This window comes from Photorhabdus tasmaniensis (genome assembly GCF_011189505.1).
Taxonomy (GTDB): domain Bacteria; phylum Pseudomonadota; class Gammaproteobacteria; order Enterobacterales; family Enterobacteriaceae; genus Photorhabdus; species Photorhabdus tasmaniensis.
In genome coordinates this window covers 1-1,789 of sequence record NZ_PUJU01000134.1, presented here as the reverse complement: position 1 = coordinate 1,789, position 1,789 = coordinate 1, and the positions used below count along the sequence as shown (strand labels likewise).

Genomic DNA, 1,789 nt, shown 5'->3' with positions numbered 1-1,789 from the left:
GTGGGATATTTGCACGCGGTGTTGCAAGAGATGGTCGCTCACGCTCAACAGCGGATCGGGGAAATTGATATCCTGGCACCATCGGAGCGCAGGCTGTTGCTGGAAACCTGGAACGCGACGGAAACCCCTTATCCTGACGCGTTATGTATCCATCAGTTGTTTGAACAACAGGTGGAGAAAACCCCGAATGCCACAGCGTTAGTGTATGAAGAACAAACCCTCCGTTATGCCGAATTAAATACCCGGGCTAACCGGTTGGCCCATCAGCTGATTGCGCTGGGGGTAGAGCCGGACCAGCGGGTGGCGATTTGCGTATCTCGTTCACCGGCAATGGTGGTCGCGGTATTGGCGGTGCTGAAAGCTGGCAGCGCGTATGTGCCGCTGGACCCGGCTTATCCGGGCGAGCGTCTGGCACATATTTTGACCGATGCGGCCCCGGTTATGGTGTTAGCGGATGAAGCCGGTCGTGCCGGATTGGGTGAGGAAACACTGGCTGCGCTGACCGTGCTCGACCCGAATACCTTGCTTGATCAACTGGACAGTAATCCACAGGTCCCTGCGTTGACTGCCCGGCACTTGGCGTATGTGATTTACACCTCCGGCTCCACGGGAGTGCCAAAAGGGGTGATGATTGAGCACCGGAATACAGTGAACTTCCTGCACTGGGCCCAGCAGGCTTTTGGCGCGGAAGAGATCCGCGAGACACTGTTCTCGACGTCGATGAATTTCGACCTGTCCATTTTCGAATGTTTTATGCCGTTATCTTGTGGTGCGGCGATTCATCTGGTCGAGGATGTCCTGTCATTGATGCGGCATGGCCTGCCGGTGAGTCTGATTAACTCCGTCCCGTCGGCAATGAAACCGCTATTGCAGGCTCAGGCGCTGATGGCTCCGGTCCATACCGTCAATCTGGCGGGTGAGCCGCTTAAAAGTGCCCTAATTGAACAGATTTTCGCAGAAACGCCGGTGCAACGGTTATGTAATCTCTATGGACCTTCCGAAACGACAACCTATTCTGCCTGGATATCGATGCGGCGGGGTGACCGGGTTATTGAAAGTATCGGGCGTCCGATAGCCAACACCGGCCTTTACTTACTGGACGAGTATGGTCAGCCGGTGCCGCAGGGTGTGGTGGGGGAAATTTATATCGGGGGCGCGGGAGTGGCGCGGGGCTACTTCAATCGCCCTGACTTGACGGCTGACCGTTTCCTTATCGATCCGTTCAGTGATAAACCGGGTGCCCGCATGTACCGCACCGGGGATTTGGCGCGTTATCTGCCGGACGGCAATCTGGCGTTTCTGGGCCGTAATGACCAGCAGGTTAAGATCCGCGGTTTCCGCATTGAACCGGGGGAAATTGAGGCCCGGCTGGTGGAACACCCGGCGGTGAGTGAATCGGTGGTATTGGCGCAAGGTGAAGGGCAGGAGAAACGGCTGGTGGCTTATGTGGTGGCACCTGCGGATGAGGGGCTGGTCAATAGCCTGCATACTTATCTGAGCGCCATTTTACCGGATTATATGGTGCCGTCGGCCTTTGTACGGCTGGATGCCTTCCCATTAACCCCGAACGGCAAGCTGGATCGTCAAGCGTTGCCGGCAGCGGACAATGAAGCGGTTGCCCGTCAGGTTTACGCCGCGCCGCAGGGTGAAACAGAAATCGCGCTGGCCGCGATTTGGCGTGAAATCCTGGGGATTGAGCAAATCAGCCGGCATGACAATTTCTTTGCCCTGGGCGGCCATTCGTTGCTGGCGGTACGGGTGATGAACCGTGTCGCGGCACTCGGTGTTA

1 protein-coding gene is annotated in these 1,789 nt (G+C 56.8%); it reads left to right on the top strand.

The window, feature by feature from the left end:
- Nucleotides 1-1,789: non-ribosomal peptide synthetase (locus C5471_RS23110; protein ID WP_166296544.1), on the top strand; the 1,789-nt coding region annotated here is incomplete at both ends.